This window comes from Capnocytophaga sp. oral taxon 902, assembly GCF_013394735.1.
In the GTDB taxonomy this organism is placed as follows: domain Bacteria; phylum Bacteroidota; class Bacteroidia; order Flavobacteriales; family Flavobacteriaceae; genus Capnocytophaga; species Capnocytophaga ochracea.
Window position 1 is genome coordinate 529681 of record NZ_CP058261.1, and the last position, 22775, is coordinate 552455.

At 39.1% G+C, this 22775-nt stretch carries 9 protein-coding genes; 4 read left to right on the forward strand and 5 right to left on the reverse strand.

The window, feature by feature from the left end:
* Positions 1–57 precede the first annotated feature (57 nt).
* Positions 58–16014: a T9SS type B sorting domain-containing protein gene (locus HW278_RS02290; protein WP_178976807.1), complete on the reverse strand. Its 15957-nt coding sequence runs from the start codon at positions 16012–16014 to the stop codon at positions 58–60.
* Positions 16015–16522: 508 nt separating this feature from the next.
* Between HW278_RS02290 and def the strand changes: the two genes are divergently transcribed.
* Positions 16523–17113 carry a peptide deformylase gene (gene def, locus HW278_RS02295; protein WP_178976808.1) on the forward strand — a complete coding sequence of 197 codons (591 nt, stop codon included), beginning with the start codon at positions 16523–16525 and terminating at the stop codon, positions 17111–17113.
* A 75-nt stretch (positions 17114–17188) separates the two neighbouring features.
* Positions 17189–17602 (forward strand): DUF5606 domain-containing protein, encoded by a 414-nt coding sequence (locus tag HW278_RS02300; RefSeq protein WP_106096596.1) that lies wholly within the window; start codon positions 17189–17191, stop codon positions 17600–17602.
* A gap of 216 nt (positions 17603–17818) precedes the next feature.
* Here HW278_RS02300 and rpmF read toward each other — a convergent pair whose 3' ends face one another.
* Positions 17819–18013, reverse strand: a complete 195-nt coding sequence (gene rpmF, locus HW278_RS02305; RefSeq protein ID WP_002673108.1) for a 50S ribosomal protein L32 — start codon at positions 18011–18013, stop codon at positions 17819–17821.
* Positions 18014–18029: 16 nt separating this feature from the next.
* Positions 18030–18560: a YceD family protein gene (locus HW278_RS02310; protein WP_002673109.1), complete on the reverse strand. Its 531-nt coding sequence runs from the start codon at positions 18558–18560 to the stop codon at positions 18030–18032.
* A gap of 910 nt (positions 18561–19470) precedes the next feature.
* Here HW278_RS02310 and HW278_RS02315 point away from each other — a divergent pair.
* Together HW278_RS02315 and HW278_RS02320 are read left to right on the forward strand one after the other, a co-directional pair.
* The gene (locus tag HW278_RS02315; protein ID WP_178976809.1) at positions 19471–21069 is read left to right on the forward strand and encodes a sensor histidine kinase; all 1599 of its coding nucleotides are present in this window, start codon (positions 19471–19473) and stop codon (positions 21067–21069) included.
* A 48-nt stretch (positions 21070–21117) separates the two neighbouring features.
* Positions 21118–21873 carry a response regulator transcription factor gene (locus tag HW278_RS02320; RefSeq protein WP_009410639.1) on the forward strand — a complete coding sequence of 252 codons (756 nt, stop codon included), beginning with the start codon at positions 21118–21120 and terminating at the stop codon, positions 21871–21873.
* Between the two features lie 381 nt (positions 21874–22254).
* Here the strand turns inward: HW278_RS02320 and HW278_RS02325 are convergent, their stop codons facing one another.
* The gene (locus HW278_RS02325) at positions 22255–22449 is read right to left on the reverse strand and encodes a hypothetical protein (protein WP_002673120.1); all 195 of its coding nucleotides are present in this window, start codon (positions 22447–22449) and stop codon (positions 22255–22257) included.
* A gap of 3 nt (positions 22450–22452) precedes the next feature.
* Positions 22453–22587, reverse strand: a complete 135-nt coding sequence (locus tag HW278_RS12375; protein WP_009417922.1) for a hypothetical protein — start codon at positions 22585–22587, stop codon at positions 22453–22455.
* Positions 22588–22775 lie beyond the last annotated feature (188 nt).

Consider the following 22775-nt stretch of genomic DNA (forward strand, 5'->3'; position numbering starts at 1 on the left):
AAAAAACCCCTGCGAAGTTTCCTTCGCAGGGGTTTTATTTATTATAGATATTACTTACTATCTATACAATGTGAAGTGACCCATATATTCTCGTGCATCTTCACCGTCTTCGTGAGTCTTCAAGATGTACCAGTAGTCACCCGCTGGTAATTCTTTACCGTCATAACGTCCGTCCCATTTTTGTCCTGAACGCAACGTTGTGATATAACGTCCGTAGCGGTCGTAGATATCTACAGTCAAGTTTGGATAACTGCGGAATCTATCAGGATCCCAACCATCGTTGCTACCATCATCATTCGGTGTAAAGAAGTTAGGTGGTACTGACTTCATAAACTCTTTCTCGATGCGCAAGTCAGCTTCACAACCATTTGCATCTTGTACAGTAGCGGTTACCACTTTGTATACTCTTCCGTTTACTATACGGCTAGTTGGGTCGGTAGGTTTAAGAGTATACTCATTGCTTCCGTTTTCGTAACTTCCGTTAAAGTAGTAAGTGTATGGAGGATTACCTCCTCTTGCTTCTACCTTTATAAGGTTCAATTCACGTGGGTCGCTCTTGTCTTTCAATTCCAATCCTGGGTAACGTTCTATATCAAAACGTTGTGCAATAGTTTCCTGACAAGTAGATGCTACACCTGCTCCGCGATAGAATACAGTTATATATTGGTTCGTTCCTGGTTCAATAGGTGCTGTCTTAGCTCTATTACCGTCAAATGATTCAAATGGTTTCGCATCACGCGCATCAGTACTATTGATAGCATAGCTTGTATTGCTTCGTGTGAGTGCACCGTCCAAATTGTTGAACGTTAGCATCAAGTAGCCTGTCGTCCAAGTAGTAGAAACAGTAGAACAGTTAAAGCCTTTTTCAAAAGTAGCATTAATGCTTGGTGCAGCGGCTACTGTTATTTCTAAGGTTTGTGAACAGATACCAGAGTCACCATATTCTAATTGGTATCTACCTGGTGCTATTCCTGTTCTAGATACTACTGTACCTGTTGCTACACTGCTTGAAGTTCCTATCACATTACCTGATGGGTCTTTCAACGTATAGTTGTATGGTGCACGTCCACCTGTGAATCGGAAGCTTAGAGCTCCATCATTAGTGCCGTAGCAAGTTTCTGTTACGGTGCTTGCGTGAGCTATCAACTGTTCAGGTTCTACAATGGTAAAGGTGCGTTCTACTTCACAGCCTATCACATTGTCTTTCACCTTCACAATATACTGTCCTTTTGGCAAGTTAGTGAACTTATTAGTTCCATCAAAAGTTCCTGCCTCTGGTGAGATAGTAAATGTATAGCTTCCTGTACCACCTGTGGTTGCATAAGTAATCGTACCATCATTCACACCATAACAACTCATATCAGTTTTAGTAGACGATACTGTAAGGTTTGTATAAGCTTCTACATCTACCGTTATAGTACGTGTACAACCGTTATTATGTGCTATGGTAACAGTGTGAGTACCTGGTGTTACTATAAAGCGTCCTGAAGCTTGTGGTGCTCCTCCATCTATACTATATGATACATATCCTGCATATTTTGAATTAGAAGAAGCTACAATAGTATTCACTACGGTATTATTACCACAACTGTACTCTACGGTAGCAGTAGCTTGTAAGTCTACTCCTTCCTTGATTGTTACCGGTACTTCGGTAGTACAGCTTCGAGCGTCTTTCACGTAGATAGTGTAAGTACCAGAAGCTAATCCCGTATAGAGGGTCTTGCCTACTGTCCAAGTTACATTATCTATTGAAGTACTGTAAGAAGCAGTTCCTCCTTTGATAGTGATAGATACTGTACCATCATTACCACCTTTACATACCTCATCGGTTATCTTGTCTATTGAAGCCTCTAATAAAGTAGGTTCTTTGATTTCAAAGGTAGTATCAGTATAGCAACCATTTTCATCTTGAGCTCTTACAATATAGTTACCTCTTGCTAATTTAGTGAAGTAACCACTATCTACAAATCGGTCTAATCGTGGACTAATAGCGTAGAGGATTCTTCCTGTACCTCCTGTTACGGTTACCGAAATAGTACCATCGGCTTCACCATTACAGCTAATATCAGTACTTGCAGTAGCTACTGAAAGTGGTCCTGCCTCTCCAATATTTATAACTGTACTAGTTTGTACACAGTCTACACTAATTACTTCCACTTGGTAAGTACCAGAAGACAAACCTCCAAATGCCCAATCAGTAGCATTTTCTTGGGTAGCAGTAGCTGTTTGTGCTACACCTCCTTTATACAATTTGTATTGGTAGTTACCCAAAGCGCCAGTGGCTGAGAAAGTAATCTTAGCTGTACTATCTCCATTACATTTTACATATGCCTCAGAAGTATCTACGTGTAATTGTAATGGTTGTAATGCTTCTATCGTTATCTTGTTAGACAACTTCGATTGACAACCGTGACTATCTATCACATAGAACTCGTACTCTCCTACTCCTGCTTGAGTGCTATTTCCTGTAAGTGTTGTAGTAGTTGTACCGTTGGTTACCATATAGTAAGTATAACCTGGAGTACCACCTGTTACAGTAATTGAAATAGTAGCTTGTTGCCAGCAAATAAGCGGTTTAGCAATTGAGGCAGTTACCTTCATTTCACGAGGTTCATCGATGGTTACTGGAATAGTAACATCACAACCCCAACCATCTATAATCTTCACGTTATATGAACCTGCATATAGGTTAGTGAAAGTAGTGCTAGTTTGTGCACCTCCTATTTGTGCACCTCCCACATTCCACAATTCGTAAGCGTAATTACCACTTCCTCCTGTTGGGCTCACCACTGTTATTACCCCTGTTCTATCGTTGAAGCAATTCAAAACAGTAGTTGCTGATGATATGCTTGCCGAAATAGGTGCTGGTGGTGCCATTACTACATTAGTAGTAGTTGAACAACCTCCTCGGTCTGTTACTTCTACCGTATAGGTATTGGCAGTCAATCCTTCAAATAAGGTAGTGGTGGTATAGGTACCATAAGTAGCGTGAGGAGCTCCTCCCACTAACAAGCGGTATTGATAATCACCCCAACCTCCTGTTACATCTATACTGAAGGCACCTTTATTATCATTAGGTTCACAAGTGATGCGATTTGTAATAGTAGGACTCACTGTCAAAGCTTGTGTAGGAGCCGATACCATCACCGAAGTAGTGGTTACTGTACAGTATGGTGATTGTGTTTCCACTACTCTTATCACATATGTTCCTGCCGATAAACCTGCAATTACCTCTCTTCTCTCAGTAGCCGCATTTGCTTGTACAGTTCCTGTTATTCCTGTTGGAGCTAAGGTAGTCGCATTAAGCACTTGATAGTTATAAATACCTTGATAACCTTTTACAGTAAGGGTAATCTCACCATCATTGCCTCCTACGCACGATACTGGTTTGGTTTGTGCAGCAGTTACTTCTATATCGCTGAAATCTATAACCGTATGCGATGCGGTAGCATAACAACCTGTTTCAAGGTCTATTACTTTCATTTCATAGTAACCAGGTGTATTGAAGCCTATATTAGCTGTGTTCACTCCTGCGGTAAGCGTTTGTGTACTTGGGATAGCCACTCCAGCTCCTGTAGAGGTTACTTCTATACGATATCCTTTGTTATTACCTCCATTAATAGTTAAGGTAATACTTTCGGTAGCATTACAGCTTATTTGGCTTGTTCGGTTCACATCAATACTAGTAATGCGTTTTAATGGCGGTATTACTAATGGGTTCGCACTATTATCAGCTTGGCAACCGTTCGCATCGCGTATATACACTATTACTGTTTGAGTGTGAGTACCATTGCTAGTTACACTGTATACCCCTGTATGGTTTACCCAACCTGAGGTAGTAGTAGAGGTACCGTCAAATACTTCAAAGTTGAAAGTATAAGTACCTGTTCCACCGCGACCTGTTGCTTGAATGATAGCTTGTTGTGCATTATTATTGGCGTCACATTTGAAGTGTGTAGTTACCGTAGTATTGCTCACTATCAACTTATCAGGTTCTCCTATAGTAATAACCTTAGTAGCAGTACAATTGCGTGATGAGGTAAGAGTTACAGTATAAGTACCTGCTGGCATTGCATCAAATTCAATATCTTTAGGTGTTACGTTCACCGTTTCACTGCGGAGAGTTCCTCCTGCTCCTGCAATATTAATTTGGTAATCAGTTTGTATTTGTGTACCTGGTATGGTAATCACAAGTCGTCCGTTGCTTGCACCGTGACAAGTTACCGCCGTAGTGGTATAAGTAAAGTTCACAGGCATAGCGTCTGTTACGTCTATATCAGCACCTGTTACGGTAGCACAACCTGTAGTAAGGTCAGCAATTGATACTTTATAAACACCTGCACCTACATTTGTAAATATACCTGTATTATTTACTTGTGGAGTACCTCCAGCATTATTAGTTAAAGTATAACGCAAGTTTGTTGAACCTCCTTGGTGAGTTACTGATAAAGTAGCTCCTGTTGCAGGATTACAAGTAATTTGCTTGATAAATACTACTCCTATACTTGCACTATCAATTGGGTCATACAAAGTCACCGATTGAGTAAGGGTAGCGGTACAACCCCAAGTATCACTGATAGCTACTTGGTAAGTACCTGCTCCTAAACCTGTAAATACAGTACTTGTTTGAGCAGCTCCCTGTAACACTCCATTTCTAATGAGTTGGAAAGTATAATTACGTCCTTCACCACCTGTTACATTCTGTACGGTTATCTCTCCTGAGTTAGGTGTACAGTTTTGTGCTGTAATAGATAGAGTACCTGTAATGTTATTAGGATTAGCAAGTACCACTGTCGAGCTAAGCGTTACCATACAACCTCCTCTATCGCGTATAACTACGTGGTAAGTGCCCGCTGTTAAGCCTGTAAACACATTAGTGTCTGACCATACAGCACTTGTTGGAGTAGGTGGTGTAGTACTTACATAGTACTGATATCCACCCCAACCGCCTGTAGCATTGGTAATCTCTATTTCACCATTATCATAATTTGGTGCACTTAAACAAGTGATAGACTGAACACTAATACTTGCTGTAAGAGCAACGTCAGCTTCTGATATATTAAAGGTATAAGTTTGTACGCAACCTGTACCACTACTTGTTACTGTCATTGTATAAGTAGCTGATTTCAAACCTGTAATTGTAAAGGTAGGATTAGCTCCTGATACAGCTGGTACTGTAGGTGGTGTTACTCCTCCTGAAGCTATTAAGTTCACAGTATAGTTATGTGTGCTTACTGTATTACTCAATGTGAAGGTAGCTATACCATCGTTATTGCCTTTACAAGTAACGTTCTTAATTTGTGGATTCACAATGCGGAACGTATTTGGATCTGGTGCTACATACAATGCTTTCACTACACAATCTGTACCTGCGTGACCTATCCAGAACGTATAAGTTTGCTTAGGATTTACAGAGAACACATTATTTGTTGTCCAAGGTGCTCCTGCACTTGGTGGTACAGTAGGCTGATTAACTCCCATATAGTAACGCAATTCACTTTGTGTAAGTGGAGGCATACCTGGTGCAGCTACTATATCCACTTTCACTTGTATTGGAGCGTTACAAGTTGGTGTTCCTTGTACGGTTACACTCACTTGTTCTGGGTCTAATGCCTCAAAAGGTTTAATCATTTGGGTAGTAGTAGTAGCACAGCCATTCATATCGGTAGCCGTAATGGTTACTATTCCACCGCGAATGTCTCCCACCGTGAAAGTATTGCCTGTACTAGTGATAGTACCTGCAGGACTTGTATATACAAATTCTACTGTATATGGTGAGGTACCTCCACTGATAGCTCCATTAGGTACACTAATAGTAGCTTGCTGTGCTGTACCACTCGCTGTACAAGCAAACTGTTGTGTCACAATTTGTGTACTGCTAATAGTTACTGGTTTAGGTTCTGCAACTGTTACTGTATAAACTGCTTGACAGCCATTAGCGTCTACTGTAATTGTGTACACGCCTGCTTTCAAATTACTGTAAGTTCTTGTAGTAGCTGTCCAAAGAGGTGTAGAACCAGCAGGACCTACAATAGGTACATTCGTATAGTTAAATGTTCCTATAGTAGCGTTCTTCTCAGTGATGTAAATCTCACCATCATTACCTCCACTACAAGTTACTGATTTCACTGCAGTTTCTATTTGTGGTAACTCTGCTGGCAACACGGTTATAGTCTTAGTAAAGGTGTTGCAACCTGCTGAGGCATTAACATCAGTTACTGTTACGGTATAAACACCTGCTGTAGTGATATTATTTACTTTAGCCTCATATTTACCACTCACTTGTGGGATAGCTGTAGAAGGTACTGTATAACCTGCAGGACCTGTAATAGCATAAGTGTAGTTACCGGTTCCTCTGTCTACTTTTATAGTAATTTCAGCATTTCCTGTCGCACCACAACCTAAGGCTTTAGTAAGTGATGCTTCAGCTTCTAAGTTGGCAGTAACGGTATAGGTAAGTGTTGCTATACAGCCTGTCGCCTTATCGCGGATTTGCAAGTCGTAACTACCTGCTACCAAGTTGCCAAAAGTAGGACTTGCTTGGTAATCCAAACCACCATCTATTGAGTATTCATAACCGTTGAGTTCTGTTCCTGTAGCCGAAGTACCAGAGCCTGCTGGTGCTTTCGCTTGTGGTTCAATAGTCAAACTGATAGAACCATTCACACAACCCATTAAGCTAGCTTTGTTAATCTTAGGTGCTGGTGGCACTGTAAAGGTATAGTTACCAAGATTTGCACTACAACCATATTGGTCTTCCATTGTCAAATTCACAGTGAATGAATATGGTGTAGCTGGATTAACAGGCAATGCAGGTGCTGTAATATTATCTCTTATAATTTGAACACGTGAGTTACCAGTTTGTATTGGTGCTCCAAAGGTAACCCCTGGTGTTACAGGAGTCACTTTATAAGTATAGGTACCTCCACCTCCTGATGGGTTCAACACTTCTAAGATACCGTTCTTATCACAAGTAATTTGTGTACTTGCTGATACGGTAGCAGTAAGAGTGCCTAACTCTTTAATATGAGCATCACGACTACCCCACTTACAACTACCTTCGGTTACTACTACATAGTAAGTTTCGTTAGGTGCTAAGTTATAAGGACCTGCTGGGGTAATCGTAGCATCATTACCTGGTGCTGGCATTACAGCAGTACCATTCACAATTGGTGTACCTAAACCTGCACCTGGTGTTCTTTTATATAATACCCAAGTAAGTGATGTACCTGCAGTAGTATATTGTGGTTCTCGATGAATCCTGAATGTTACTTGACCCTGACCACCATTACAAGCTGGTTTGGGTAATACAGTAATCGTCATTGCAGGAGTAGCTACATTGCCGTAGATATCACCAGTAAAGGCAGCAATACAGCCATTATCATCCTCTACCTCAAACTTATAAGTTCTACCTACTATCAAATTAGTAAAGACGTGAGTTCTTGATGTAGCAGGTGTGGGGGTTTCCCAAGCTCCCTCATTTACTCTGAACTTAAACGGAGCTTTACCAGTTCCATTAGCAATAGTCACTGTAGCAGTAAAGTAAGTCTTACCTGCGGCAGTACAACCTAAATGGAAGTCACCGATATCAGTAGTTACACTCACTCCTCCTAATGGACTTGGTACTACGTGAGCCGTAGCATTCGTACTACATATATTAGCTCCACCTAATGCTGGACGATTAGCCAAACGCAAGTTAAATATCTTACCAGGTTCAGTAACACCATTAATAGGCGCTAAATCAAATGGATTTGTTGTCATTGGGTGCCAATTAGCACCATTATCATAGCTGAAATATATTTTGTTACCACCTGCGGTATAAGCATTCCATACGTTTGGTGGTATGGTGATGGTAAGTGGCAAGGCTTTATTACTTCCTGTTGTACAAGTAGCCGTACTTGCTAAGCTGATGCTAGCAGTAAGCGCTGGCATATCTTGTAAGGTAACATTTTTGCTTGCACTACAACCATAACGGTCGGTTACAGTAATAGAGTAAGCTCCTGCTACCAAGTTGTCAATTGTATAAGTATTAGTTGCAATACCTGTGAAAGTAGCAATTACTGGGGTACCTGTATTACCGTAACGTACGGTAAAGTTAGCATCACCAGTAATATGCTTCACTACTATCTTACCGTTACCTGAACCCTGACAAGTAGGTGTGATTGTTTCGGTATCGAAGGTAATAGCTGGAGCTTTGCGTACCCCTACTTCGTGACGTTTCACACAACGATCAGACTTCACAAACACGGTATAAGTCTGTACTGAACCTGTAATAGTAGGTACATTGTAAGTATTGGTAGTTCCAAAAGTTCCTGCTGTAACAGTAGTTACTGAACCTTTTGCAAAAGCATAGGTATAATTACCGTCACCTCCTGTTGCAGTTACTTCTATCTTACCTGGCACACAACTTTCGTTAGTTACCTTCACACTGGTGTTCAAAGTAGGACGAATTATAATATTCTGTACCGCACTACAACCGTATTGGTCAGTAACGGTTACTCTATAGTTTCCTTGAGTAAGTCCTGTAAAGGTGTGAGCAGTAACTCCTGCTGCTAAAGTTACAGGAGTACCGTTATTCAATTTCACTTTATAACCACTATTACCCGCATTTATTTTCACGGTTATCTCACCAGTATTACCTCCTTCGTAGCAATCAGTAGCCGAAAGAGTAAAGCTTACGGTTTGTGGGGTAGGTATATTCAAGTTGCTTCCTAAATTGGTAACACAACCATTTTTATCAGTTACTCTGAAAGTAGCTGCTCCTGTCTCTACACTATTAAACACATTACTACTTTGAGGTCCTGCCTTCACTGTACCGCCTATGAGATACTCATAAGTGTAAGGAGCTACTCCACCATTTGCTGTAAGTGTCACACGTGCCTTACTATTATTAGAACACATAGCAGGCTGTGTGATAGTAGCCATAAGAGTGAGTTTATTAGGTTCTGTAATAGTTACTGTTTGAGTAGCTTTACAATTACCATTATGGAAAAATTCTACAAGGTGTGTACGTGCGGTCAAGCCGGTTATCTCAAAGGTAGTCGCATTAGTATCAGTTGTCCAACCTGCACCAGAACCGTGAGGGCTTCCATTCAACCGCACGTGATAAGTACCACCATTCAAGTTTTCTATCTTAAAGGTAGCTTTACCAGTATTGCCTCCTTGACAAGCTACATTGGTTTGGCTTACTACACTAGCTCTAAATTCTTTGCCTTGTGGTACAAGTACTTGTTTAGGTGCCATTTCTATATAACAACTTTTTGGCACTTGGTATACATTGATATCATCAATAGTAAAGTCATTACCATTAGAACTTGGTTCAGAATTCAAGAATTGAATTTTCACTCTTGTTACAGCACCGCCTGGGTTAATAGTTCCTAAGTTTTTAGAAGAAACTAAATGCCAAGCTCCATCGTGAGGAATTGCTCCTGAATCTATAAATCCTAATATATTGTTTGACATATCCACTACTTGGATTCTCATATTAGGTTTTACTAATGCTCCTGCGTAATTAGATACAGGAGCGTTGTGACTCCTTATCTGATAGTTAAATTCTATAAGATTATCTGGGGCTATCTCTACTTCCTTTTCTAAGAATACTTTTCCATAAGTATTCAGCGCCATATCTACATATAAGAATCGGTCGTTATTTGCTCCAGTAGTAGTTCCTTGAACAGGCTCTCTCCAATCTGAATTTGGGTTAGTAGGATAGTATGGCATTCTCGATGTTCCGAATGTATTAGGAGCAATAAAATCTTTATAAGCAGCTCTTGTATATTGTGTAGGTTGTCCTACTACACTCGTTCTTGGATCGTGGAACGTAAACAATACTGAATTAACCCCCTCATAAGGTTCTGGATCTCCAAATCCAAAATCTTCTTGCATTAATATTACTGATGCAGGTGAGTTTTTATCCTTATACCTAACAGTGAGTGTATAAGTACCTGGGGCTAAACCTGTAATAGTAGCCGTAGTACCTGTAAGTGTTCTACCATTAATTACATATTCATAATCATAGGTAGTGGGTGTACTTGTAATACGCACAGTAGCATTACCATTACAGTCATAGCCGGTAATAGTATATACTGATGTTGGCTCTGATATTTTTGTAGGTACATTTACAGTTAATCCCAATTCACAACCTTTAGCATCTTTTACATATACAGTATGAGTACCAGCAGGTAAATAACCTATTGAATTTCCTTGATAATTGCCTTCAAATTTGTATTGATAAGGCTGTGTACCTCCTGTTACGTTGGTAATACGCACTTGGGCTTTGTCTTTATTAGTCCCTGTGTTTTCACAACCTATTAACTGAGTTACCGAAGCGAAGCCTTTCAAGGCATCAGGTTGTGTAACGGCTACGGTTTGATTAGCCTCACAGTTATTAGCATCTACTACTTTTACTACGTAATTAGCTTTAGCAGGAAGATTATTAAATACTTTTTGAGCCCCCGTACCTTTGTTTACACCATCTAAGAAAATAGTGTAAGGAGGCTTTCCTCCTGTTACAGTTACCGAAATAGTACCATTATTAGTGCCATAACAGCTTATAGCAGTAGCTACTGCGTTGAGCGTAGGATTTGTTTTGGCAGCTATGGTAACATTAGCACTCACCTTGCATCCTTTGGCATCACTTATTTCAATAGTATAAGTTCCTGGAGTGGCAGTTTCATAGGTAGCTGTATTACCTGCCATTGAGGTAGTATTTTGTACAATATTTCCTGCTTTTTTCACTACAAAAGTATAAGGTGCATAACCATCTTTTACTTTTATCTCTACTTTGGCATTAGCAGCCGCCCCTGGGTGACAAGAAATATCTTTGGTTACCATTGAAGCAGCAGGAGTAATAATAGTAATAGGGTTTTTAATTTCTACGCTATATGTAGCCTTACAACCATATTTATCAATTACAGTAAAAATATGAGTTCCTACACTCAGATTATTAAAGATATAAGTATTACTATTTTGGGTTGCCTTGGTTACCCCATCGAGTTGGAAAGTATAAGGAGCATTGTTGCCTCCTCCTGCTACATTCACTTGTACTTCCACTTTGGCAGGTGTACCTCCTGTTGTACAGTAGTTATTATTAGCAGGATTGGTAGTGCCTGTAAGGGTAATAGCATTGGCGGCTGTAATAGTAAAGTTCACATCTTTTTTACAACCGTTAGCGTCTTCTACTTCTATACGATAAGCTCCCACGCTGGTAATACTAAACTGTGGTGCTACTTGGGTAGTAATTACGGTAGCTCCTTTATACAAGGTATACTTATAAGTTCCTGTTCCTCCTGAGGCGGTTACTTTGGCAGTAGCCACAGCAGGGTTACAACCCAATACGGTATCCCCTGTATAAGCAAGAGTAAGAGCCGTAGGATTGTTAATTGTAAAGGTGTGGCTTACCTCACAATTAGGATTGTTTTGTTCTGCACGTATTTTTACAGTATGAGTACCAGCAGGTATATTATCCCATTTAAAAGGATTACCTGTAGTAGCTACAAAACTACCTGTGTTATCTTTTTGTACGTAATAGGTAGTAGGTGCATTTTTCAAGCCTATTTGATAACTACCTGTCCCATTGTTACAGTTAGGTTGTGCAATCTTTTGAGAGGCTGGGTCAGAACCGAAAGCCTTGTCGTTAGCAATCGTTACAGTAGTAGTATAGGTAAAGCCACAAGCCTTTGGCTCTTGGTAAAGGTAGATATCATCCATTGCCAAGTCATTACCGTTGGTTACCAAACTGAAAGAACGTATTACCGCAATAAGCTCAGTATGATTTCCCGGGTTTAGAGCACGCTCAAAAACTGTCCAATCATTAATATTAGGACCTTTAGAACCACGAATACGGGGGTCAATACGCACTGAAACAAGAGGGTTCTTGGCATCTACAGCAGCTTGGTCAGTATAAAGTTCTATGGCCAAATCTGGAGCTCCACTAGGGTAGCGAGTGTCATTAAAGCCTAATAAATTCATCAAGGCTACCGAGAATTTTACTTCTTTACCTGCTATCAAGTCTCTAATAGGACGTTGATACAAAATAGCTCCCTCAGTCCCTAATACATTACCAATGTTCACAAAAAACATACGACCATTGGCTAACCCTGTGTGGTCATTAGGTTGCCACCAAGCAGGATTATTAGGATCTTGTTTTTGAGTAACGATATACTCACCATCAGCAAGACGTAAGCCTTCGTGATTCGTCCCATCAGCCCAAGTTTGCCCATAACCGTTTCTAGGCATTGAACCATCTTGTAATTCAAGATAGTATTTCTTGTTAATATATTCATTACCACCATTGCGTCCTGTACCGAAGTCCTCAAAAAAGAGTACGTTTTTGCTAAGAGGATTCGTATCGGCATACTCAATAGTAATAGTATGTACACCTGGTGCAAGATTCTTAAAGTTATTATCGGTTGCAGGCTGACCGTCTATGTAATATTTATATTTGTAATTATTTTTGTTATTAGTAATCGTAACAGAACCGCGTCCTTGGCAGTCGTAAGTAATTTGCGAAGGAGTAAAGGTAGGTTCTGGAATTCTTGGGGCTACAGTTACCTTTATGTTTTCACGAGTACAACCTATTGCGTCACGTACTGCCATATTATAGGTACCTGGTAACATCCATTTTTTCTTATCAGTAGTCCAGTTACCATCACCAAAGTTAAATTCATAAGGTTCTTTTCCACCTTGTACGTTCGAGAAACGAACGAGGGCTTTACCGGCATTAACTCCTGTGTCACAACCTACCAATTCTTCTACCCCTGCTGAGGCAATAAGGTTACCTCCCACAAAAGTAGGAATAGTAATAGTGGCACCTGTAACTGTACATAAAGCTCCTGCTCCTCCGTTACCATAGCGCAATACAGGGGTATAGCTTCTTCCCGTTTGTAAGTTCGGGAAGTCTCGCCCTGATTGGAAATTCACTCCGTCTATACTGTATTGCAACACGTTATAACTGGAAGCGTTAGTAGGTTCGCTAATAGTTATCTTTGCTTTATCTCCACAGTTTTGTACGGTATAGCTGGCTGTGATAGCAGGTGTAGGCAAAGTATTCACAGTAGCCGAAGCCTCAGCAATACAGCCGTTGTCGTCTATCACCTTAAAGTTTTTCACTCCTGCAGTAGTAAAGGTAAAGTCGTAATAACTATTTGCGAAGTTATTTTGGTAGGAAGCTCCTCCATCATTACTATAGCCATAGCCATTCGCTCTGTTAGTTTTACCGCCCGTCGCAGTTACACGCACTATAGCAGTACCACAGCTCAAGTGTCGCAATACCGAAGCCGTAGCTTTAAGGTCTGGCACTTTATCAATGCGCACACTGGTAGTAAATTTACAACCATCTGGGCTCGTTACCTCTATATAGTAATTACCAGCAGTAAACTGGTTAGTAATATTTAAGTCGGTAGTATTGGTAACCGTAGTATAAGCCACTCCACCTGTAGCGTTGTTATTGCGAATAGTATAAGTAAAAGGTGGATAAGGGTTACCGCTAAGTTGTACACGTATACCTCCCTTGCTGGTACTGCAAGCCATAGGTGTAACGCTGGCAGTCATTGCAGGAGTTCGTTTGTTTATTTGTATTGATTTTTCAAAAATACAAGGTTTTGTAGTAATGGTAGTGGTAAGCACTTGGCGTACGTACACGGTATAGTTGTCTGGAGTTACTATATCAAATACATTACTGCTTTGATAGCTTTTCACCCAGCTAGTAGAACCTGTTTTCTTCAAACCGTATTCATATCCTGCTGGCACCCCATTTACAGTAATACTACCGTTTTTATTACAAATAAGGTCTCGACCTACCAATTGTGGGTCTACATTGTTTTTGGTAATACGGAAATAGTAATAAGGCGACACACAGTTGCCATAAGTAACTACCAAACGGTATACTCCTTCATCTCGCAAAGTAATGTCTCCACTATTCCCTATATCTGTCCAGTTACAGTTATAGTTGTCGTTAGAAGGTGGACACTCTTTGCTTAGGGTAGGTGGCAAAGCTCCACAAGAGCCTAATTTTTGCCACTGATAAGCAGTAGCCCCCGTAATTCTAAGACTTACAGGCACTGTAGTACTACCTCCGCACAAATACACTTGTGGATACTCAGTACCCCCTGTATCTGCACAGATGTACACCTCACCATTTAATTTCCCTTTCGAAAGCAAATCTTTAATAGGGTGTACTGCATTAGCATAAGCATTAGGGTTCACAGTGTGCTCTTCGTACATTGTAGCACAACCTGCTTTACTCTTCGTTACTTTGTAAACTCCTGGTTCACTTACTACTAAGGTGCGTGAGTTACCTCCTATAGTACCTCCACCTACTTTTTCCCATTTGTAAGAGTCAAAGTTAGCTCCTGCCTCCAAGGTAACTGTGCGCTCACACAATACCGTAGTGGCTTTAAACATACAATTAGTAAAATCAAGCTTTACAATAAAATTGGAAGGACCTTCTACCCCACCGTTACAAGCCGTAAATTGTGTATTGAAGCTACCTGCTTTCAACGGAGTAGATGTTGAGTTAGACACTCCTTTATAACTTGCTGAGGCTCTATTCTCTACTACATTAGAACACGCATCACGCCATTTGTTACAATCGTTCACTACTTTTACACCAAAAGAAAGCTCTTGTACAACACTTCCTTTCTTTACCAAATTTTCAGGTATTCTAAAAGTAAGTTTACGAGAAGCAGCTACATAGGTATAGGTTACCCCTGAAGGTACAGAGATATTCGCAGTTGTAGCGTCAAAATCTTGTAAGTTTACAGGAAGTATATCAGTAATCTCTACATCTTTTGCATCGTCATTACCTATGTTTCGGAAACGTATTTTATAACGTAACGACTGACCCATTTGCACATCTTGCCCTGTAATATCGGCACCTGCACTGCTGAGCACGCGTTTCTCCATCACAATATGGGGTGCTATCACTTCCACGTTAAAAGCGAACATAAAAGGATAGTATGCGTCTTGGTTTGAATAGGGTCTAAAAGATGTGGAAGTACTATTATTATCTAAAAAAGTTTTGCCACTATTGGCTAACTCAAAAATCCCTGCATCAAATCCTAATAAGTTGGTAGAAGCAGGTCTACGATGAGGATTAATGCCACTTTCATTTGTAAGAGTACTATTAAAGAAGTTATCAGAAGGTCGACCGGGTGCTGTAAGAGCTTCATAAACGCCATCTCTTCTTATCATTGTGAGCTGGTCTCCTTTAATTCCTAACTCACCTTCCAAAGCAGCAAAGCCTATCTTAGCTTTTACAGGTCCTGTAGGTACCGTTTTAAATCCTGAAATGTCAATAGTAGGATTATTATATTTATTCACTACTGAAAAACCGTCAAACACAGTTATATTACGCGCTTCACGAGTCAAATCCTCATATACTATTACAAGCGTCCAACCAGCGGCATAACCTACCCCTGTTTTTTCATTACCTTTGGGCGCTTGTATATTCCCTACAGTATAGGTATTAGCAATAGTACCATTGAGGTAATTGGTCACTTCAGAACGGTATACATAAGCGCGTTGTGCATTGGAATCATTATTATCAATAGTACTAACTATATCATAACCATCATATACTTGTTCTCCCACCAAATCGTGATAAGCCCCCGAACCTACTTTAAATTTTACATTCTTGAACTTACTTCTCTCTAAGCGAGGACTCATTTGATTATTGAGTCGTTCTTTGGTATAAGTGGCTGCCCAATACAAATAAGCTCTCACTACCTTTTTACAGGTAGATGCAGGATTAGGGTCGAGCACAGTTGCCGAACTCGAGTTAAACACTCCCGACTCAGGCACCACATTGATATACTTCATCTCAATACGTGAATTATCCCCGTGAGTACCTGTATAGTCTTGATTGCCCTGTGGACTAAGAATAGTATTTCCCACCACAATCATATCCCCCTTTACTGTACCTTGGTAACGAATACCAAAAGGAATATAATTCTGCCCAAAGGCAACTGAGAGGGTCGCCCAAAAGAAACATTGTAATAGTAATAACTTTTTCATATGGAAGTTATGTTTGTATTTATGCTATTGCAGTATAGCAATAGTGAAATTATTAATATTGTTGCTTGAAATCTTATAATATATAAAGGTGTCTCATATATCTTTTTGTATAATAGTTACACCTCTCTCTTCAAACGCAAAAGTAAGATATTTATTTTATATAATATACACTACACAAATATTTAACATTATTTAACATAGTGCTACACAACACAAATTACCTTTTTACACATTAAATATATTGCAAATCAACAGATAGCGTCTTTTACACTCTCTCGTTGTGCATTTTGTATTCTGTTAAATAAAAAGGCGTTTTATTAAGAGTTTTTTCCTCCATTCTTCCCTAAAAAAGGAAAAACACTACACGGTATAACTGTGTAGCTTTTCTTTCTGGTGCAAAGATACAACAAACTTTTCTCATTTCCACATTTTCTCATTCTCTCATTTCCTCATTTGCTAATTTCCAAATTATTCTTACCTTTGCGCCCGATAAACAAATTAAAACACAATGGTTTTACCTATTATTGCTTATGGCGACCCAGTGCTCAGAAAGGTAGGAACTGAAATCCCCCCCGATTATCCTCAACTCAAAACACTGATTGCTAATATGTACGACACTATGAATGCCGCTTATGGCGTAGGGCTCGCTGCTCCTCAGGTAGGGCTCTCTATACGCTTGTTCGTAGTAGATGCCTCTCCTTTTGCCGATGACGATGAGCTTTCAGAAGACGAGCAAACTTTCTTAAAAGGCTTCAAAAAAACTTTTATCAATGCCAAAATAGTAGAAGAAACAGGCGATACTTGGAACTTCAACGAAGGGTGTCTCAGTATTCCTGGCGTACGAGAAGACGTTAGCAGGCACAAGCAAATCACCATTGAATACTTTGATGAAGACTTTAATAAGCAAACACTTACTATTGGCGGACTCGCGGCTCGTATCATTCAGCACGAATACGACCATATCGAAGGCATTCTGTTCACCGATAAACTCTCTTCTTTTAAACGCCAACTCATCAAAAGTAAGCTGACTAATATCAGTAAAGGAAAGGTAAAGGTAGACTACCGAATGAAATTCTTTGATGCCAAAAACAAAAGATAGTACACTAATTTACAGTTATAATTAGTAACACTCATAACTTTTAACTCTTAACTTTTTAACTCTTAAATAAATACAATGAATCTAACAAAAGTATTAGCCATTTCTGGCAAACCTGGTTTATATCACTTAGAAACTCAAACACGCTCTGGTTTCTTAGCCACTTCGTTAGCCGATGGTAAGCGTATATCGGTAGGCATTCGCAACAACGTGAGCCTATTATCTGAAATCGCAATTTATACACTCGAAAAAGAAGTGCCTCTCACCGAAGTTTTTACTAATATGAAGAACTTTGAAGAAGGAAAAGAAGCGCGTATCTCTCCAAAATCCGATGGAGCTACTCTCGAAGAGTATTTCTCTCAAGTGCTCCCTAATTACGACCGCGACCGTGTGTATGCCAGCGATATTAAGAAAATAATCCAATGGTACAACCTTCTATTAGCCAAAGGTTTCTTAGAAGAAGACGCTCAAGAAGGCACCCAAAAAAGCTAATTCACAGTACAGTCATTTTACAATCAGTATTATTTTGCTAAAATTTTAATCACTTGTCTTGCTACGACCTTTGTCAGAGTAGACTATCTTGATAATCAATTTCCTTTAGTTATATTGTGAGGGCGATTTGCAAATCGCCCTCACAAAGCAAAAAAAGAGAACAATATTAATATTGTTCTCTTTTTTTATAATCTTATAAAATCAAATGAAGTAAAGCTATTTTGCTTCTTCTGTACTATCCACAAGCACCTGTCCACGATAGTACAATTTACCTTCGTGCCAGTGTGCGCGGTGATACAAATGGTTTTCACCAGTTGTTGGATCTTTTGCTATTTGAGGAACTACCGCTACATCGTGGGTTCTTCTCTTATCTCTTCTTGTTTTTGATTGTCGTCTCTTAGGATGTGCCATTACTTAATTCTTTATATTATTTATCTGTTATTAAATTCTTTAAACTTTCCCAACGCGGGTCTATAGTCATTGTATTGTGGTGCTCTCTTGGAGCAAGTGCTTCCAATTTATCTAATACTGCCGAGTGCATCGTCCCATTCAAAACATCAGGGTGTACGCGCTTAGCGGGGATTGACAACACAATAAGCTCATATATATATTGTGCCACATTCAGTTGGTATTCTCCGTGAGGAAGTATCAAGATTTCTTCATCGTCATCATTATACTCTTCACCAAACTTCACCACCAAAAAAAGTGTTCCTTCTACTGCCAAGTCAAAAGGCTCATTAGAAACATCACAATTCACATTCACAGTACCCCTGTTGTGAAAATGCAGTTCCAACAAGTTGCTCTTCTTGTCTAAATCAACGATTACTTGCTGATGAATATCATTCACCTCGTCAAAATTAAACAGTTGCAAAAACGCTTTGTCAATCTCATAAACAAATTGATGTCTCCCCTGTTTTAAGCCTGCAAAAGAAATATCGTATTCTTTTAACTTTCTCATTTTCTACAAGTTTAGTAATCAATTGTTCATTTTTCAAGGTGCAAAGATACAACTTTATTTTTATATACAAACTTTTTACCTCACTTTTTTATCATAGCCACATCATATCCCCTCAAAAACCCCATCTTTCATTGAGCAACTCCCTCTTCTCAAATATTCTCATCTCCGCCTTATCTCCGTCTTATCTTCGTTCATTCTTCGTTCATTCTTCGTTCATTCTTCGTTCATTCTTCGTTCATTCTTCGTCCATTCTTCGTTCTTTCTTCGTCCATTCTTCGTTCATTCCTCATTGACCGTGCGACTTGCTCCTACCCGTGCGGCTCGCTCCTGCCTGTGTGGCTCACACTTTTCCGTTATACTCCCCCTAGTGCCTATGGCCTAAGGCCTATTGCCTTTTCTCTTTCTTTCGCCTCGAAACCTCTTTTTTAACATTTTTAGCCTTGTTGTATCACAGTATGAGTCAATTACTTATATACCCTTTCTATAACAATCGTCCAAGATTCGTATAAGCTTCCTATAAGCTCCCTATAAGCTAACCCCACCCTTCTCATAGCCTTTTTTCATCAAAAACTCTCCTAACTCACTTTTTATATTTTTCGTTTTTCTCCGATAACTCAAACCAGTCAGATTTGTTCGACAAGTCAGACCCTTCAAAAAACCTTTTTTATCACTACCCATTTGCTAATTTCCTAATTTTCTCATTTCCTAATTTTCTCATCGGTATTATTGGCATTATTGGCATTTTTGGTATTATATTAACATTGTCGCTTCTCTTCCTTAGTAAAAACAAGGGTTTATAAAAGAAAAACCTCAGTATTTTAGCCCTCTTAAAAAGGGTACTCCTTAATCTTTTGTTAAATTTTTAAGAGAATTTGTTTTTTATATTAAATATTTGTTTTAACTTTGCCCGGTGAATAAGCGATTATACATACTCGCAGTAGTGCTCATAAGCCTTTCTCTTGTAGGAATTATTGCCATACAAGGGTATTGGATTAAATCAGCCATCGATAATAAAGAAGAAGCTTTTACTTATTCTATTCAGCAGGTACTCAACAATGTAGCTAAACAAATAGAGCAAGATGAAGTCGATAAATACGTAGCTCAAATTATCTATTTGCGCGAGAACGATAGCACCTTAAAGCTCAAAGACAGTCATCTGCGAGAGTTTATCTATGTGCAAGAAAACAAACTAAGCAAAGAGACCTTTATTTATAAACACGGTATTTTAGAGGAAGATTACGCTTTAGCTACCAATCTGCGCAACCCCGTACTCATCGATGATTTGAAACTCTCCGATTCTTTTACCTTTAAGAACTATACAAACAGAGAAAGTTTCCAGCACATCAACAGAGGTAATAATATAGATAACAAACAGTTACCTATCATAAAAGCCTACGAAAAGCTAAGTGAATTACCCGAGATTGAACGCTTAATGATAGAAGAATCATTTAAGAGTATTATAAGGCAACAAACCATTAGCGAACGAGTGTCCGTAAGCCAAATAAACACACTCTTAGAGCAGAAACTCAAAAAAAGAGGCTTGAATTTACCTTTCGAGTTTGCCGTGTATAACCGCAATATCTTATCGAAGATACACTCTAAGTACTTTGACCCTAATGAAACTAAGGAATATCGCACCTTGCTTTTTGGAGGCAATAGCTCCGACGATTCAGTATATGAATTAGCAGTAGTATTCCCTCAGCGAGAACGCTATGTGCTATCATCAGTAATAGGGGTAGCAACCCTATCAGTAGTCTTTTTACTAATAGTTATAGGTGTGTTTGTGGTTACCTTCCACCAGCTCATCACTCAGCGTCGCATTTCCGAAATCAAGACTGATTTCATCAATAATATGACGCACGAGTTCAAAACACCTATTGCTACTATGAACTTAGTGCTCGACAGTCTCAAAACACCTGTTGCCCTGCACGACCCCGAGAAAATAAAAGGATATGTAAAAATACTCAAACAGGAAAACAAGCGAATGCTGGCTCAGGTAGAAAACATTTTACAAATATCACGTCTCGAAAAAGGAAACTTGCATTTAGAGAGAGAACCCTTGGACGTGCACGAACTTATAAGCAATGCCATAGGGCACCTACAAGTAATGCTCGACGAACGTGGGGGCGTATTGCGCACTCACTTTTTGGCAGAAAACGGCGATGTATCAGCAAACAAATCACACCTTACTAATGTATTTGTGAATGTGATTGAAAATGCTATCAAATACTCACCTAATGCCCCCGAAATAGACATTTATACTGAAAATATAAAGAATAAAATACTAATACGTGTAAAAGATAGAGGGCAAGGAATGAGCAGACAGGCTATGAAACACGTATTTACCAAGTTTTATAGAGAACATACTGGCGATTTACACAACGTAAAAGGACACGGATTAGGGCTTGCTTACGTGAAAAGTATCGTAGAATACCATCAAGGAAGCATCGATGTAGAAAGCGACAAAGGAAAAGGTAGTACCTTCTTTATCAAATTGCCGGTAATATAATTTAAGAACTTAACAATTTAATTCATAATTGCCTAAAACAATAAAAAAATGAATACAGACGGAAACTATTACAGTTCAAATGCTTCTACGGACAATAAACACATTCTCTTAGTAGAAGACGACCCCAACTTCGGCACTGTACTAAAAGACTATTTGGTGATGAGTGGTTTCGACGTTACTTTAGCTAAAAACGGTATGGAAGGCTTCGAAAAGTTTAAGAAAGAAACATACGATATGTGTATCTTAGACGTGATGATGCCTTATAAAGACGGTTTTACTTTAGCCAAAGAAATTCGTGAGAAAGATGAGAAAATACCTATTATCTTCCTTACAGCTCGTACAATGCGTGAAGATGTGATAAAAGGCTATCGCTCAGGAGCTGATGACTACCTAAACAAACCCTTCGACTCCGAAATCCTATTGATGAAAATACGTTCAATTTTGCAACGTAAAAGCATCGAAACAATGGTAGACGACAATAAGTTTGAGTTCGAAATAGGAAGATTCTTCCTCAATACTAAATTGCGTATTCTCAAATATAAGGACGAAGAACCTGTAAAACTCTCCCCTAAGGAAAATGAACTTTTGCGTTTGCTCGCCTTACACACCGATGATTTTATGTCACGTGAGTTAGCCCTTTCCAAAATATGGAAAGACGACAACTATTTCACCTCTCGCAGTATGGACGTATATATCGCAAAACTGCGCAAACTCTTGAAAAAAGACGACAAAGTGGAAATCCTAAACATTCACGGCGAAGGCTTCCGTTTGGTTGCCAATAAAGAAGCCGATGAATTCATTTAGGTAAAATAATAGCCTATTTCTTGCATATTCAAAAAATAGTCACACCTTTGTCCACGATTTCAAAAACATTTGTTTAACTAAATAAAGATGTGCACGAAGAAAAATGACCTATGTCAAATTACATATCGTATCAGTTCTACCTTTTTAGAAGGTGATGATCGTATCATATCTGCTTGATTAGAAGAATAGTATAATATATCGAAGAGCCCGAAGCGTTCCGTTTCGGGCTCTTTGTTTTTTGATGTAAAAATAAATGAGGGTACCACCTCAGCAATTGAACAAATCACAACAAATTAAATATTTTTTAGTTGCTTGTTTGAAAATCGTTTGCAAAGAAGATTTCTCCCCTTGGTAATTTACGATTTTTTTGCAATACATATTTTATTTCTTAAACAAATTCACTAACCAAAGAATAGGTATCCCTACTACCATTACAACGATAGCCACTATAAAGAAAACAAAAAGTGCTATTGTTATTACGACAAAACCTAAGAATAGGTTATATTCTTTGACTTTGATCACTTTATCAATAGAGGCATTCAAGAGTCGCGAATTTATGAGTTTATTCAGGTTCATTTTTCAGCATCTTATATATTTCCCTACACCATTAGCCCCTTTAAGGTTACCTTCAGTTTGCTTGAGCAAAGCTGAGGCTTTTTGTAGCGGTATGGAAAGCCGTTTTTTTAGGGCTTGTATTTCTTTTAAGCATTGCATTTTTAGGCACGAGCCCCAAGAAATGCACCTACTTAAGACAACAAAGATAAAAATAACTCAGTAAATTAACAAATTTAAATGAAAGGTTATTTATCAATTTCTAATCTCAAATAACTTCTTTTGCCACATAAAAGTTTCTTCTTAGCTTCAGGTTATCTCTATCTTTTGTACGTTCATTGTTCGTCTTA

Excerpts from the sequence above, each read along its gene's own strand:
- rpmF (WP_002673108.1), bottom strand. The coding sequence starts at position 18,013 with ATGGCACATCCTAAGAGACGACAATCAAAAACAAGAAGAGATAAGAGA.
- HW278_RS02290 (WP_178976807.1), bottom strand. The coding sequence starts at position 16,014 with ATGAAAAAGTTATTACTATTACAATGTTTCTTTTGGGCGACCCTCTCA.
- def (WP_178976808.1), top strand. The coding sequence starts at position 16,523 with ATGGTTTTACCTATTATTGCTTATGGCGACCCAGTGCTCAGAAAGGTA.
- HW278_RS02325 (WP_002673120.1), bottom strand. The coding sequence starts at position 22,449 with ATGAACCTGAATAAACTCATAAATTCGCGACTCTTGAATGCCTCTATT.
- HW278_RS12375 (WP_009417922.1), bottom strand. The coding sequence starts at position 22,587 with ATGCAATGCTTAAAAGAAATACAAGCCCTAAAAAAACGGCTTTCCATA.
- HW278_RS02300 (WP_106096596.1), top strand. The coding sequence starts at position 17,189 with ATGAATCTAACAAAAGTATTAGCCATTTCTGGCAAACCTGGTTTATAT.
- HW278_RS02320 (WP_009410639.1), top strand. The coding sequence starts at position 21,118 with ATGAATACAGACGGAAACTATTACAGTTCAAATGCTTCTACGGACAAT.
- HW278_RS02310 (WP_002673109.1), bottom strand. The coding sequence starts at position 18,560 with ATGAGAAAGTTAAAAGAATACGATATTTCTTTTGCAGGCTTAAAACAG.